This is a genomic window from Flintibacter muris (assembly GCF_943192995.1).
In the GTDB taxonomy this organism is placed as follows: Bacteria; Bacillota; Clostridia; order Oscillospirales; family Oscillospiraceae; genus Lawsonibacter; species Lawsonibacter muris.
Map to the genome: position 1 here is coordinate 154260 of NZ_CALPCP010000002.1, position 12528 is coordinate 166787.

Genomic DNA, 12528 nt, shown 5'->3' on the forward strand with positions numbered 1-12528 from the left:
GGCTTTTGCCCAACTTGGCAAGGGGTATCAGAAAAAAATTCATTTTTTTCTGATGCCTCCGCCTGCAAAGCGGCCAGCTTACAGGTAATACTCAAAAAAGCTCTGCATGTTATCAATGGCGGCGTTTTCCTGGGGGCCCTCCGCTGCTACGGTCACCTTGCTGCCCTGCCTGAGGCCCATGCTGATCAGCTTCATCAGCTGATTGGTGTTGGCGGTATTCCCGTTTGAGGACACCGTAATCCGGGTATCCTGAAAGGCCTTGGCATGCATGGCCAGCAGTCCGGCACGGCGGGTATGCAGGCCGGTCTTATTCGTGATAGTATAGGTAAACTCTTTCATATCCAAGTACCCCTTTCTGAAAGGTTGGGCCTAATTATAATCAAAGCCAATCACAAACGCAAGAATCAATCAGCCAAAAGATACCTGAGCCACATCCCTCAATTTCGGAGACCTGCACATTTTTCCCACATAAAAATCCCGACAGGAACCTGTCGGGATTCTCAATATATTATAGCAATCTTCAAAATTGCAGTCAGCGGGCTGCCGTCTTATTTTTTAATTTCCATGTCCTGAATCAGGGGAGGCAGCTGAGAAATCATGTTGTCCATATCCTCAAACATTGCGCTCTTTGTAGTGCCCAGCTGGCTGGCATAATCAATGTGTTTGACCACTTCCTGGTACTGATCCTTGATCTGATCGAAGAACTGACACAGCAGCTGAAGCTCCTGCTGAGACTGCCCGATTACGCCGACAATCCCGGTCTGAACTGACACAGCGCCCTCTGCGGCCTCTGTGATTTTCACAAAGCTGCCCTCCGTCTGGTTGACAATGCCCACGCCCTGGCCCAGGGTCTGCTGGGATGTGGAGATACTGTCGCTGAGCTCGTTGGCCCGAAGCTCCACCTCGTTTACTCCGCTGTCCACCTCGCCCGCCAGGTTCTTGATCTCTCCGGCCAGCTGTTTGACCTGCGCCGCCACCACCGCAAAGCTGCGGCCCTCGGCCCCCGCTCTGGCCGCCTCAATGGAGGCGTTGATGGCCAGAATATTGGTCTGCTCTGCGATAGACACAATCTTGCCCAGCGTCTGCTGGATGCCCCGGATCGCGTTTTCCAGGAGGGAAAAGGTCTCCGCCATGGTTTCGTAGGACTGCTGCACCTGCATGGAGGTCTGGCCCAGAGCTTCCATCTGGTCCCGGGCCTCGGAAACCGCCTGGCCGATCTCTCCCCGCACCTGGCCAAACTGCTCCGCCGTCTCACTGATGCTGGAGAAGGACTGTCCCAGCTCCTGGAGCTTCATCTGGAACTGGTCTCCTCCCTCCAGAACGCCGGAGAAGGAGGAGCCCACCTGACTCAGCTCCCAGAGGGAGTTGACCTCCTTTTTTACCAGCTCCCGCTGGTATTCTTTCAGACTTCCCGCAATATGCAGCACCGGATACAGGCTTTTTTCCTCCTGGACCAGCGCAGCCTGATGGTTTTTACGTTTGAACAGCATAAAATGCCCTCCTTTACTCAAAGACCACACAGGTCATAGACTGGTTGACAAAACGGTTGTTGTAGTGCTCGCCGTAGCCCACAAAACCGGCGTGGTTGCCCAGGGCCGCCATATCGCGCAGATAGTCCTGCATATACCCCTGTTCTGAAAACAGCTTGTAGCGGAACAGGCAGTTGACAGAGAAGATGGCCGAACGGTGGGGGAAGTCATGGCAAATCTGCTGGATGGTTTCCCGGACGATAGCCCTGTAATCGCCCAGCTCCAGAAGGATCAGCACGTCGGAGTCGTTCACCTGACGGAAGCAGGCCAGGGCGCTCCCCTTGACCTCCTTGATGGAAATGATGCAGGTGTCGTCCCCATTTACCTTGCCAAAGGGATTTTGGAAGGTCCGGGTGAGAATTTCCTCGTCTGTCACATGAAGGATATCCTGATAGACCTGCTTGGCACTTTTGCCGTTCAGGGCGCCCAAAACATAGTTGGCCCGGTCTGTATTGGAGGCCACAAAGCGGTAGTTGCCCAGCTGGTGATAGATATTCTCCTTGTATGTCCTCACCCGGCCATTCTGGTTGCGCACCAGAGCGTAGGCCACTGCATCCTCATAAATCCGACCGTTGGCGGACACCTTTCCCTGGTCTCCGGTGCCGCCCACCAGCGAGATGCCCCGCTTGCGCAGCGCGGTATAGATGGTGGTCAGCACACAGGCGTCGTTGCCGGAGCAGAAGTCAATGCATACGGTATCCCGGTCTGTACCGCCCACTGTCTGCATGTCCCGCTCCAGGCGCTGTATGTATTTCACCGGCATGGTGGACGCATGTTCCAGTACGTTGGCGGCAGCGGTCACCCCCTCTGAAAAGGCAATGATCCCCACTCCGTGCTCCGCCACGCTGGTCTGGTAGCTCATTCCAATGCACCCAATGCTGGGTACGCCGGGGAAGCGCCGTTCCAACTCCGTCACATGCCTCTCAAATTGATCGGCGTTGGTTAATAGCATGATGAATTGGGGGTTATGCAGTCCCTGGAGCGCCTCATCCAGATTCCCCCGCTAGCTCATACCGTAAAATTGTCTCATGCTGTTGTCCCCTTCCCAATAATTTCAAATCTGGATTATTATATGGTAAATTCCCCGGTCTGTCAATATTTTCACACTGTATTTGTGGGACGGGAGGACTTGGCCTGCCGCTGGTTAGAAATTTTTTCCAACGGCACAACCTACAGCGCCGAAATTGATTTCTGTGGGCTATTGCAGGCTTCAAAATTGCTGATACCAGCTCTGCAGGGGCGGCCTGTGGCCGCCCCTACATATACCTGCAAAACTGGCGATTACTATAAAAATGGCTTTCGGGTTGGCAGCTTGGCACATCCTTCCGCTCATTTCACATAGAATGGCAGGAGAGGGGGTGGAGACTGTGGCGGAACAGATGTCAATGCGCGGGGGAGGCACCCTGACCATGTATCAGGACGGCCCCAGAGTCCACATGGAGGCGGAGCGTCCGTCTGACGGCAGGGGACTATATAAGGTATGGCTCCACGGTGACCGGGGGGGCAAGCTTCTTCTGGGCACCCTGGCTCCTGAGGGCGGGGCGCTGCGTCTGCGGCGCACATTGTCTATCGGGACGCTGGAGCGGGCCGGCTGCTGGCCCCAGTTCTGGGCGGAAGCCCCCCTGGCGTTTGCCTTCTCCGGACAGTCTGATGGCCGCTGGTACTGCGAGCAGCATCCGGACCGACTGGTGGCCGACCCCATTTTAAAGGAGCGATGCGCAGGCGCTATGCTGTGCAGAAAAGGGGAGGGGGCTTTTTCTCTGGCCGTCCCCTTTCGCACCGACCGCCCTGTACAGCTGCCCACCTTGTTCTGCCTGTCCCGGGTGGAGCGCTGGAACGGACAGCTCCATTTGGTTTGGGATTTCGACTCCAAGGGCCAGCCGGTCGTTCCGCATAAAAAGGAAGAATCCGGACAGAATAACTGCCAGTAACGGGGGCTCCCCCGCTTTGAAAGGAGGCAGTTTTATGCCCAATCTGACCACCGAGGAACTTCATGCCCTGTCTGACCAGCTGGACTTTGAAAGGGTGCTCCACTGCAAGTACCTGTCCGCCGTCCAGGAGAGCCAGGACCAGGAACTGAAAACCAAGTTTCAGTCCTGCGCCGCCCAGCACCTGAACAACTACAACACTCTGCTGAACCATCTGCGCTGACAAAGGAGGATCACCTATGAACGATCAGGAACGAATGACCGATTTTATTTGCAGTGAAAAGAAGATGACATCCAACTACAACACCTATGCCTCCGAGTGCGTCAACATGGCCCTGCGGGACGATTTTCTCAACATCCTCAACCAGAGCCACCAGACCCAGAGCGATCTGTTCCGCATGGCCCAGACCAAGGGCTGGTATCAGGTGGAGCAGGCTCCCAAGAGCAAGGTCAGCCAGGCGTATACCAAGTTCTCCAATCAACAGCCTACAGCGTGACCGCACCGGGGCGGAGCGCCTATCAAAGGACGCTCCGCCCGGAAAATTTTTGTCCTGTGATTTTGCGAACGCTACATATTCTCCTGCGGCCTCAACGGACCATAGAAGCAGGACGCGGTTGCACCGCCATCAATCAGAAAATCCGCGCCAGTGATAAACGCTCCCTTTTGGCTCATCAGCAGTTCATCCGCCGCATTGACCAGCATTGTCACTGCACCGTATTTCTGCCCTTCTCCAATAAGAGGAGCAGTATATCAGTTAAAGCAGAGTTTAAGTCAAGTGTTTTCCGCAGCGGAAAAATGGACAAGGCCCTTGCCGGATCACGTTTTGGATCATCTGGGCCTGGGGTATTATAGCAATCACCAGAATTGCTGCCATTTGCAGGGGCGGCCTTTGGCCGCCCGCCCGTCACAGACAGAGCCGGTGTCAGCAATTTTGAAGTTTGCTATAATTGACCGCAGGAGCGCCTCGTGGTACAATTCCGGAAAAGGAGTGACCAATATGATAAAAGGATTTCTTCAACAGGCCGCAAGGGATGAGAACGTGTATATCACCGATGTCCGTCAGGCCTTTCAGGCCCAAGGGAGTCGCCCATTCCATCTGCACATCACCCTCTACGACCGGTCTGTTCGGGTCTTTGCCCTCCAGCTGCCTGAGACGGCGGGAGAGGACGAGGAAAGGTTTGTGGCAGAGTATATCTATGCCAGTATCTACAATCTGCTGTCCGCTCTGGGGGGGCTTCGGATGGATATTTATCTGAACCGGGCCGACGAAGGGGCGGCGGAACTGGCGGAAAGCCTGGACCTGGTCTTCCAGCTGGACCTGAGCAAGACCGCCCGAACCGGCTATGGCAAGTGCCTCAACGTGAACGAGCGTGTTCTGACTGCCCTGTTCGGCGGGGAGGAGCGCTTTGCCTTCGGCATCCACAGTGTAGAGGAGGAGCCGGCTGTGGAGCCCCCCAGAGCGGTTTGCGGACAGCCGGTCTTTGCCCGTCTGCCCGCCCTGACAAGAGGAAAAATGGTACTGGGCATGGACATCGGGGGCACCGATGTGAAACTGGCCGTCAGTGTGGACGGGCAGCTGGCCCTGTGCAAGGAATTTGACTGGTTTCCCGCCTCCTGCACTCTGGCGGAGGAGATCACCGGGCCGCTGCTGCTGCTGACCCGGCTGCTTCGTGCTGCGGGCAGCCTGTACTGGGCTGGCCGGGAGCCTGAAATTGACCGGGCCGCCTTGCACAGAGGGGCCGCGATTGAGGAAATGGAGCGAGGCGTCCAGCAGATGGAGCGGGCGGCGGGTAGCTGTCTGCGGAATTTTGATGCCATTGGTCTGTGCTTCCCGGATGTAGTCATCCGGAACCGCATTGTGGGGGGCGAGACCCACAAGACCTTAGGGCTGCAAAACAATACCAGCCTGTGCTACGAGGAGCAGTTTGCCAAAATCACCGCTTTGAATGACGCCCTGGCCGTCTATGTGGTGGAGGGCGGTCCGGTGATGAACACCAACGACGGCCCTATGGCCGCCTTTGCCGCTGCGGTAGAGCAGGCGGCGGCGGGCGGGGACCTGTCTAAAGGTTTTTTTGCCCACACGCTGGGCACCGATCTGGGCACCGGGTGGGTGTGCCCCGACGGCTCTATCCCTGAAATTCCTTTGGAGGTGTACAATTTTATAATTGACCTGGGCAGCGGCACTCAGCAGGACTTTTCCGCGGAGGATGTTCGCAGTGTGCGCAGCTTTAACACAGGACTTCCAGGCGCCCTCCAGCGGTATACGGGACAGTCGGGCGTGTTCCGTCTGGCGGCCAGACGACTGCCTGAACAGGCGCCAAAGCTGTGGGAGGCCCTCTTGGAGGAGGGACTCTTCCGCTGGAAGGGGGATACGCTGGAGGTCCCCTCAGAACCGGAAGATATGCGCAAGGCCTGCCTGGAGCGCTGTATGGAGCTGGCTGCCGGAGAAGAGCCGGTGTGTGAGGAGATTTTCCGGACGGTGGGTGAGTATCTGGCCGTTACCTGGCGGGAGACGGAGTATATCCTGCGGCCCGAGACCAAAGACCGCACGCTCTTTGGCCGGCTTGTCAAGCTGCCCGCCTGCTTCCGGCTGCTGTGTGAGGGGGCCGCCCGCCGGGAGCCCGCCTTGCGGCAGTACGCCGCCAGCGGCGCGCTGGCTAACACCGCCCTGATGAAGCAGCTGGATGCCCATCCGGACTACACTGTGGCCCAGTTCGCCCAGGCCGTGGGCGCTGTCTATTACAGCTGTCTGGGGCTCTGACTCCGGAGTATAAATGAAGGCTGCCCTAACATATGACTTGAAAGTTGACATCAGCTGCAAAAATTGGAAAAAGCAGGGGGCTGGGGATTGACCTGACCGGAAGCGGATGTATAATATATAGCAAATTTCAAAATTGCTGACACTGGAGCTGTAGGGGCGGCCTGTGGCCGCCCGCAGAAACAAACAGGTCTGCCTGTGACAGACGGGCGGCCAAAGGCCGCCCCTGCATATGGCAGCAAATCTAATGATTGCTATAGGTGAAGAAAAAGGAGGTTATTCCAATGGAATATTTAAAAAAAGCGGCAGTCCGTCCCGCCGGGGAGGCGGGGGAGTGCGGCAGGCGGGTGGCTGAAATCATCCAAAATATCCGTACCCGCGGCGACAGCGCCATGGTGGAGTACAACACCCGTTTTGACGGCAATAACCGCACCGCCCTGCGGGTCACCCGGGAGGAGATTGACGCGGCCTATGGGCAAATGACCAGTCAAGAGCTGGACGACCTGCGCCAGGCCGCCGGCCATATCCGCAAATTTGCCCTGGCACAGAAGGAGTGCATCAGGCCGCTGGACGGCTTCGCCAACGTGGACGGCTCCGTTCTGGGGCACCGGATCATCCCGGTCAGCTCCTGCGGCTGTTATGTCCCCGGGGGCTCCTACCCCCTGTTTTCCACCGCGCTGATGCTCATCATCCCCGCCAAGGCGGCGGGAGTGGGCCGGGTGGCGGCCTGCGCCCCGGCGGTGAAGGGGACTGCCTCCATCCACTACAAAACCCTGGTGGCCATGGACATCGCCGGCGCGGACGAGATCTATGCGGCCGGGGGTGCCCAGGCTGTCGCCGCCTTGGCCTATGGCACGGAGCAGATCAAGGCGGTGGACATGATTGTCGGCCCCGGCAACCAATATGTGGCTGAGGCCAAGCGCCAGTGCTACGGTCAGGTGGGGATTGACTTTTTCGCCGGTCCCAGCGAGGTGCTGGCCATTGCCGACAACAGCGCCGACCCCCGCATTCTGGCCGCCGATATGCTGGCCCAGTCGGAGCACGACCGGCTGGCCAAGGGCGTTCTGGTCACCACCAGCCGCTCCCTGGGGGAGGCTGTCATGCAGGTGGTCCAGGAGCAGCTGGACACCCTGGAGACCCAGGAAATTGCCAGGGCCTCCTGGGATCGCTACGGGGAGGTCATCCTGGCCGAAAGTCTGGACGAGGCGGCGGCTATTGCCAACGACTACGCCCCGGAACATCTGGAGGTCATTGTGGACGACGAGAGCATCCTGCCAAAGCTGGTCAACTTCGGCTCACTGTTTATCGGACAGGAGACCGGCGAGGTCTTTGGCGATTACGCCTCCGGCACCAACCACACGCTGCCCACCGTCCGGGCCGCCCGGTACACCGGCGGCGTATGGGTGGGCACCTTTTTAAAGGTATGTACCTACCAGCGCTATCAGCCCGAAGCTATGCGGGAAATTGCCCCGCTTGTCTCCCGCATGGCCTGCGGCGAAGGACTGGCCGCCCACGCCAGAGCTGCGGACATCCGGATGCAGCTGCTGTAATCCCGTCTGACAGGCTTCGACAGGGGCCGTCAGCCCCTTCGACAGGGCATAGGTATCCAGACGGGCGGCAAAGGCCCGCATTTTCGAAGATAAGTTGTATATATGTAGAAAAATGGTCGAAAATGCTGATAAAAAGTGCCATAAAATCTGAAAAAATGACTTGCATAATTCGCTGTTATATGATAAATTGTAAGCGGCCGGTCGAAATGTACCGTGAATGCGCTAGTCGGGAACTTTTACCGGTCATCACAGATTTTTATGAAAGGAAGCGTAAATGTATGGAAAGCACAAAACGAATTGTGGTGGCCGATACAGGGACAGAGTTTAGAAAGAACCTGATCCGGGCGCTGTCGGAAGAGTCAGACTTTCAGATTGTCGGCGAAACCGGAGACGGTGCGGAACTGATGCGCATTGTGCAGAAGAGCCAGCCCGACGCCGTGGTTATGGACATGGTACTCACCGGCGGGATGGACGGCATGGATGTGCTGGATGCTGTTTCCAAATTGCAGAACCGGCCCAAAGTGCTGATTCTCTCCAGCTATATCAAGGGAAATGTGGTGGATGCCGCGGCGGCCAAAGGGGCGGATTTCTTTGTCACCAAGCCCTGCCGGGTCACGTCGGTGGGAGAGCGGCTGAGACAGGTGATGACACCCAGCGGCTCGGAGCCGGAGGTGGATCAAAACGCCAGCTTGGAGAGCCAGGTCACCGCCATCATCCACGAGGTGGGGGTTCCGGCCCATATCAAGGGCTACCAGTATCTGAGAGAGGCCATTATCATTGCCGTCAACGATATGGATGTGATCAACGCGGTGACCAAGGTGCTCTACCCCGAGGTGGCCAAGCGGTTTAATACCACGCCCAGCCGGGTGGAGCGGGCCATCCGTCACGCCATTGAGGTGGCCTGGGACCGGGGTGACCTGGAGACGCTGCAAAAGTATTTTGGCTATACCGTCTCCAACGCCAAGGGAAAGCCCACCAACAGCGAGTTTATCGCCATGATTGCCGATCGGCTTCAGCTGGCCCGGCGGAAAGTACTGTAAGGGTTGCGTTTGCCGCCGGAATTTGTTATAATTCCTATTGTACCGCTTGATAGATGTCGGATTGTGTCACAAACGGTCGAAGAATGATAAAATAAGAAAGAGAGGCGGCGGCGCTATGACGATACAATATACCCCCCGGGGTACCTGCTCCCGGCAGTTTCAGATTGAGGTGGAGGAGGGGGTCATCCAGTCAGTCCAGGTGGTGGGCGGCTGTGACGGCAACCTGAAAGGACTCTCCTCCCTGCTGAAAGGAATGAAGGTGGAGGACGCTATCCCCCGCCTGGAGGGCATCCGCTGCGGCACAAAGCCCACCTCCTGCCCCGACCAGATCGCCCAGGCCCTGAAAAAGGCGCTGTGAACAAAACCCGGAACCGTTAACGGTTCCGGGTTTTTATGCTTTCTGCGCTGATGTAGTAAGTTAAATGCAGAAAAGGTTTTTCAACCTTTTTCTGCATTATTTTTTACCCAAACGGGGGCAGAAATGGGTGAAAGGGGTGATTTATGATAGCAATATATGTCGCCATAATTACCCGTATACAGGTAATTATATAAAAATAAATAAAAGGCGGTATTTGGATGGATAACATAGATGGTCTTGAGTACAGAGAGGAGACAATCCATGGTCTGCAAGTATCTCACACCATTTTTGAATGGTTATTTCCCCTGCTCCGGGACAATCTCGATCCAGTAGCCGTCGGGGTCAGAGATGAAGTAGATACCCATAGCCGGGTTCTCAAAGCAGATGCAGCCCATGGCTTTGTGCTTGGCGTACAGGGCGTCGTACTCGCCGGTGTAGAAGGCCAGGTGGAACTCGCACTCCCCCAGGTTGTAGGGCTCGGTGCGGTCCCGGAGCCAGGTCAGCTCCAGAAGGAAGGGGCTGCCGGCCTCATCTCCCAGGAAAACCAGCTTGAAAGAGCCGTCGGCGGCCTCCTTCTCCCGCACGGGGGAGAGGTTCAACGCCTGCTTGTAAAAGGCCAGAGAGCGGTCCAGATCCAGAACGTTGAAGTTGAAATGGTTGAAGGTTGTCATGATGCGTACTCCTTTTAATGTGTTTTTTTGTCCACCCACTGGGGTTTGAATTTGGAATAGATAATTTTCTGCTCACTGTACAGCCCGTAGTAGCCGGACAGCATGTAGGACACCCCGCAGCACATGGCGTACAGGGGCAGGCCCTTGCCGCCGAACAGCTCAAAGGCCAGAAAAATGGAGCTGAGCGGGCAGTTGGTGGCGCCGCAGAACACCGCCGCCATGCCCAGCGCTCCGGAAAAGCCGTGGGGCAGGCCCAACATAGGTCCCATCCAGGTGCCGAAGGCGCATCCGGTAAACAGCACCGGCACAATCTCGCCCCCCCGGAAGCCGGCGCCCAGGGTGAGGGCGGTAAACAGAAGCTTCAGGGCAAATGCCTGGGGGATAGTGTCGCCGGCCAGCAGGCGCCGGATCACCGGGTCACCGGCCCCGTTGTAGGTCTGACTGCCTACCAGCAGAGTGAGGATCAGTACCAGTGTGCCTCCTACCGCCGCCTGGAGGGTGGGGTTGGGCAAGTATTTGGCGTACAGCTTAGGGGTGATGTGCATGACCACGCAGAACAAAATGGACAGCAGCGCGCACAAAATCCCCAGTCCAACCGCCTGAACAAGGGCCAGGGGGCTGAGTTGGAGGGCGTCATACACCGGATAGTCCCCGTCCAGATGGAGCTGGAAGGCCCGAGCTACCATCAGCGCCGTGGCGGAGGAGGCCAGGCAGGGGACCAGCGCCGCGTAGTACATCCGCCCCACCGTGACCACCTCCATGGCGAAGATGGCCGCCGTCAGCGGCGTGCCGAACAGGGCGGAGAAGGCGGCGGCCATGCCGCACATCACCATAGTTCGCTCGTCCAGGTCGTCCAGGCCCAGCTTTTTGCCGGTAAAGGCCGCCAGTGACCCGCCCAGCTGGAGAGCCGCGCCCTCCCGTCCCGCCGAGCCGCCCGCCAGGTGGGTGCAGATGGTGGACAGGAAGATCAGCGGGGCGGTGCGCAGCTTGAGCTGTTTCGCGTCCCGCACCGCCACCAGCACCCGGTTGGTGCCCCGGTCCTCTGCCATACCGCAGGCCTTGTACAGCAGGATGATGGCCGGACCGGCCACCGGCAGCAGCCAGATAATCTGGGGGTATCTCTCCCTCGTCTCGGCGGCGATATCAATGCCCACATGAAAGGCCACCGCCACCAGACCCACCACCACACCGGTCAGGCAGGCGTAAAACAGCCACTTTACAAAGGCTGCAACGTTATCCAGGCTGGCCTTGGCCCGGTCAGACAGCTGCGGCATGTACATTCCCCCTTTGCGGCGTTTTAAAATCAGAGGATACCAGTATACCACATCCCCAAAAAATTTCTACCCCCCAAAAATGGTTTTCACAGAAATCAATGTTCAGAACACCCAGCTAAATTCGTAGGGCGGGACGGCTCGGCCCGCCGCTGGTTGACAGATTTTGTGAACGGCGCACCGAGCTCGCCGCGTCCTACAGCTCCCAAACTGATTTCTGTGAGGGTTTTTCCGCCGAAAACATATCCTCCCCCTTGCAATGGCTGTGTTTTTATGCTATGATGCAGGCGTATCAACGAATTGTTCCGCTCAATAAAGGAGGTTATTTCCGTGGAGGACGGCCATTTATGGCTGGCACTTTTTACCATCAGCCTGTGTATCAACATCATTCAGCTGCTTTGGCGGCCCATCCTGAACCTGCTGCATCGCAAGGATCAGGTGTCAGAGGACAACATCAGGGCCATGGTGGAGGAGGGCGAGGAGTCCGGAGCCATCCAGAGCAACGAGAAAGAATTTATTGAGAACGTCTTCGAGTTTGACAACACCACCGCCAAGGACGTGATGGTCCACCGCACCGACATGGTCACCCTTCCCGCCGATGCAAAGGAGAGTGAGATTCTGGACGCCATCCGCCAGTCGGGCCTGTCCCGCTTCCCGGTGTACGGGGAGGACGCCGACGACATTCTTGGAGTGCTGTCCACCCGGGACTATTTGCTCAACTTTCACCAGCCGGCCCCGCTGCCCCTGAAGGAGCTGCTCCGCCCGGCCTACTTCGTCCCTGAGACGGTGGCAGCAGATGTGCTTTTTCGGAACATGCAGGGCAAGAAGACCCATATGGCCCTGGTGGTAGACGAGTATGGCGGTACCAGCGGCCTGGTCACTCTGGAGGACCTTTTGGAGGAGCTGGTGGGCAACATCTACGACGAGTTTGACCCCCAGGAGGAGCAGGAGATCATCAAGCTGGACGGCGGACGTTGGCGGGTATCCGGTTCCGCCGACCTGGAGGAGCTGGCCGAGGCCATGGAGTTTGAGCTCCCCGAGGATGAGGAGCGGGATTACGATACCCTGGGCGGCCTGATTTTCTCCCAGCTGTCCGTTATCCCGGAGGACGGCAGCCGTCCCATGGTAGAGGCCCTGGGCCTGCGCATCCAGGTGGAGGAGCTGTGTGACCGGCGGGTGGAGTGGGCCCTGGTAGAAAAGCTGGAGCCCGCCCCGGAGCAGGAAACGGAATAACTACATAAAATCAGCCTGTGACCCGCCCCGGCAAACAGGCAGTTAGACACCCCCTGACGCAGGAAACCGAACGTACTGCGTCAGGGGGTAAAGCATGCGGGCATGTTCTATGGCGCTATAGCAGGGGCGGCCTGTAGCCGCCCCTGCATTAAAATCTGCCAATGGGATGTGCCCGGGCAAGTCAGGCGG

Annotated in this window: 14 protein-coding genes; 8 read left to right on the forward strand and 6 right to left on the reverse strand. The window is 57.7% G+C overall.

Annotation, left to right across the window (positions count from 1 at the left end; all coding sequences use genetic code 11):
• Nucleotides 1–78 precede the first annotated feature (78 nt).
• The 3 genes from NFS22_RS03020 to NFS22_RS03030 form a co-directional block, all read right to left on the reverse strand.
• Nucleotides 79–339: an HPr family phosphocarrier protein gene (locus NFS22_RS03020; protein WP_251316286.1), complete on the reverse strand. Its 261-nt coding sequence runs from the start codon at nucleotides 337–339 to the stop codon at nucleotides 79–81.
• Between the two features lie 209 nt (nucleotides 340–548).
• A complete protein-coding gene (locus NFS22_RS03025; protein WP_251316287.1) occupies nucleotides 549–1490 on the reverse strand; it encodes a methyl-accepting chemotaxis protein in 942 nt (313 codons plus the stop codon).
• A 13-nt stretch (nucleotides 1491–1503) separates the two neighbouring features.
• The gene (locus tag NFS22_RS03030) at nucleotides 1504–2481 is read right to left on the reverse strand and encodes an FIST N-terminal domain-containing protein (RefSeq protein ID WP_338147927.1); all 978 of its coding nucleotides are present in this window, start codon (nucleotides 2479–2481) and stop codon (nucleotides 1504–1506) included.
• 415 nt (nucleotides 2482–2896) lie between these two features.
• Here NFS22_RS03030 and NFS22_RS03035 point away from each other — a divergent pair, with 415 nt between their 5' ends.
• Genes NFS22_RS03035 through NFS22_RS03045 form a run of 3 tightly spaced genes read left to right on the forward strand, consistent with a single transcriptional unit; the run spans nucleotide 2897 to nucleotide 3954 of the window.
• Complete coding sequence (locus NFS22_RS03035) at nucleotides 2897–3460, forward strand: hypothetical protein (protein ID WP_251316288.1); 564 nt, start codon at nucleotides 2897–2899, stop codon at nucleotides 3458–3460.
• A 34-nt stretch (nucleotides 3461–3494) separates the two neighbouring features.
• The gene (locus NFS22_RS03040; protein WP_251316289.1) at nucleotides 3495–3680 is read left to right on the forward strand and encodes a spore coat protein; all 186 of its coding nucleotides are present in this window, start codon (nucleotides 3495–3497) and stop codon (nucleotides 3678–3680) included.
• Between the two features lie 16 nt (nucleotides 3681–3696).
• On the forward strand, nucleotides 3697–3954 hold the full coding sequence (locus tag NFS22_RS03045) for a spore coat protein (RefSeq protein WP_251316290.1): 258 nt from the start codon (nucleotides 3697–3699) through the stop codon (nucleotides 3952–3954).
• 71 nt (nucleotides 3955–4025) lie between these two features.
• On the opposite strand, the gene NFS22_RS23670 is transcribed toward NFS22_RS03045, so the two are convergent.
• Nucleotides 4026–4160, reverse strand: a complete 135-nt coding sequence (locus NFS22_RS23670) for a hypothetical protein (RefSeq protein ID WP_277614739.1) — start codon at nucleotides 4158–4160, stop codon at nucleotides 4026–4028.
• Nucleotides 4161–4455: 295 nt separating this feature from the next.
• On the opposite strand from NFS22_RS23670, the gene NFS22_RS03050 reads away from it, so the two are divergent.
• The 4 genes from NFS22_RS03050 to NFS22_RS03065 all read left to right on the forward strand — a co-directional run bounded on the left by NFS22_RS03050 (nucleotide 4456) and on the right by NFS22_RS03065 (nucleotide 9164).
• Entirely contained in the window at nucleotides 4456–6219 is a 1764-nt protein-coding gene (locus tag NFS22_RS03050; protein WP_251316291.1) for a hypothetical protein, read from the forward strand.
• A 281-nt stretch (nucleotides 6220–6500) separates the two neighbouring features.
• Nucleotides 6501–7766 carry a histidinol dehydrogenase gene (gene hisD, locus NFS22_RS03055; protein WP_251316292.1) on the forward strand — a complete coding sequence of 422 codons (1266 nt, stop codon included), beginning with the start codon at nucleotides 6501–6503 and terminating at the stop codon, nucleotides 7764–7766.
• Between the two features lie 278 nt (nucleotides 7767–8044).
• Nucleotides 8045–8806 carry a sporulation transcription factor Spo0A gene (gene spo0A / locus NFS22_RS03060; RefSeq protein WP_251316293.1) on the forward strand — a complete coding sequence of 254 codons (762 nt, stop codon included), beginning with the start codon at nucleotides 8045–8047 and terminating at the stop codon, nucleotides 8804–8806.
• 115 nt (nucleotides 8807–8921) lie between these two features.
• The gene (locus NFS22_RS03065; protein WP_251316294.1) at nucleotides 8922–9164 is read left to right on the forward strand and encodes a TIGR03905 family TSCPD domain-containing protein; all 243 of its coding nucleotides are present in this window, start codon (nucleotides 8922–8924) and stop codon (nucleotides 9162–9164) included.
• 296 nt (nucleotides 9165–9460) lie between these two features.
• Here the strand turns inward: NFS22_RS03065 and NFS22_RS03070 are convergent, their stop codons facing one another.
• A complete protein-coding gene (locus NFS22_RS03070) occupies nucleotides 9461–9835 on the reverse strand; it encodes a VOC family protein (protein ID WP_251316295.1) in 375 nt (124 codons plus the stop codon).
• Between the two features lie 14 nt (nucleotides 9836–9849).
• On the reverse strand, nucleotides 9850–11109 hold the full coding sequence (locus NFS22_RS03075) for a chloride channel protein (protein ID WP_251316296.1): 1260 nt from the start codon (nucleotides 11107–11109) through the stop codon (nucleotides 9850–9852).
• Nucleotides 11110–11436: 327 nt separating this feature from the next.
• On the opposite strand from NFS22_RS03075, the gene NFS22_RS03080 reads away from it, so the two are divergent.
• Nucleotides 11437–12339, forward strand: a complete 903-nt coding sequence (locus tag NFS22_RS03080; RefSeq protein ID WP_251316297.1) for a hemolysin family protein — start codon at nucleotides 11437–11439, stop codon at nucleotides 12337–12339.
• Nucleotides 12340–12528 lie beyond the last annotated feature (189 nt).

What these genes read in the sequence shown, in the direction of transcription:
- NFS22_RS03020 (WP_251316286.1), bottom strand. Translation starts at nt 339, where the DNA reads ATGAAAGAGTTTACCTATACTATCACGAATAAGACCGGCCTGCATACC.
- NFS22_RS03025 (WP_251316287.1), bottom strand. Translation starts at nt 1,490, where the DNA reads ATGCTGTTCAAACGTAAAAACCATCAGGCTGCGCTGGTCCAGGAGGAA.
- NFS22_RS03030 (WP_338147927.1), bottom strand. Translation starts at nt 2,481, where the DNA reads ATGCTATTAACCAACGCCGATCAATTTGAGAGGCATGTGACGGAGTTG.
- NFS22_RS03040 (WP_251316289.1), top strand. Translation starts at nt 3,495, where the DNA reads ATGCCCAATCTGACCACCGAGGAACTTCATGCCCTGTCTGACCAGCTG.
- NFS22_RS03045 (WP_251316290.1), top strand. Translation starts at nt 3,697, where the DNA reads ATGAACGATCAGGAACGAATGACCGATTTTATTTGCAGTGAAAAGAAG.
- NFS22_RS23670 (WP_277614739.1), bottom strand. Translation starts at nt 4,160, where the DNA reads ATGCTGGTCAATGCGGCGGATGAACTGCTGATGAGCCAAAAGGGAGCG.
- NFS22_RS03050 (WP_251316291.1), top strand. Translation starts at nt 4,456, where the DNA reads ATGATAAAAGGATTTCTTCAACAGGCCGCAAGGGATGAGAACGTGTAT.
- hisD (WP_251316292.1), top strand. Translation starts at nt 6,501, where the DNA reads ATGGAATATTTAAAAAAAGCGGCAGTCCGTCCCGCCGGGGAGGCGGGG.
- spo0A (WP_251316293.1), top strand. Translation starts at nt 8,045, where the DNA reads ATGGAAAGCACAAAACGAATTGTGGTGGCCGATACAGGGACAGAGTTT.
- NFS22_RS03065 (WP_251316294.1), top strand. Translation starts at nt 8,922, where the DNA reads ATGACGATACAATATACCCCCCGGGGTACCTGCTCCCGGCAGTTTCAG.
- NFS22_RS03070 (WP_251316295.1), bottom strand. Translation starts at nt 9,835, where the DNA reads ATGACAACCTTCAACCATTTCAACTTCAACGTTCTGGATCTGGACCGC.
- NFS22_RS03075 (WP_251316296.1), bottom strand. Translation starts at nt 11,109, where the DNA reads ATGCCGCAGCTGTCTGACCGGGCCAAGGCCAGCCTGGATAACGTTGCA.